This is a genomic window from Pseudomonas sp. MD330_10 (assembly GCF_042610415.1).
In the GTDB taxonomy this organism is placed as follows: domain Bacteria; phylum Pseudomonadota; class Gammaproteobacteria; order Pseudomonadales; family Pseudomonadaceae; genus Aquipseudomonas; species Aquipseudomonas rhodesiae.
In genome coordinates this window covers 1-595 of sequence record NZ_JBHGZU010000046.1, presented here as the reverse complement: position 1 = coordinate 595, position 595 = coordinate 1, and the positions used below count along the sequence as shown (strand labels likewise).

At 61.3% G+C, this 595-nt stretch carries 1 pseudogene; it reads left to right on the top strand.

Annotated features, from left to right (window positions below):
• A pseudogene (locus tag ACFZPT_RS26540) lies at positions 1–595 on the top strand (type IV secretion protein Rhs); the annotation flags it as partial.

Here is a 595-nt window from a genome sequence, read left to right as displayed (position 1 = left end):
TCACGGTGCACAACGCCGATGGCAGCCAGGAAATCTATGTCCACGACGACCGTGCGCGATTGGTGCAACGCATCGATACCGATGGCGCGCAGCACTTCAAATCCTACGATGCCCAAGGGCGGTTGACGGTCGAACAAGACCCGCTGGGCGCGGTGACGGCCTATCAGTACGACGAAGCCGGACGCTTAGTGGCGTTGTTTCCTGGGGAAGATGAGCCCACTACGTACGAGCATGACCACGGGTTCGTACGCGTGGTGCGCCGGGGTGAAGCGGTCTGGAAATACGAGCGCAATGACCAGGGCGATATCACCCGTAGCCTCGATCCCGACGGTCACGTTACCGACTACAGCTACAACAAACATGGGCAACTGACCGGCGTCTGGTACCCGGATCACAGCTGCCATCGCTTGATGTGGAATGAGCGCGGGCAACTGGTTGAGGAGCAGTTGCCCAATGGTGGCATCAGGCGCTATCGCTACGACGACCTGGGCCGCGAGGTGGCGCGCGAAGATGAACATGGCGCGCTGACCCAGTATCAGTGGGACGCTGTGGGTCGGCTGACTCGTCTGACCCTGCCAGGCGGTGCCACCCGTGA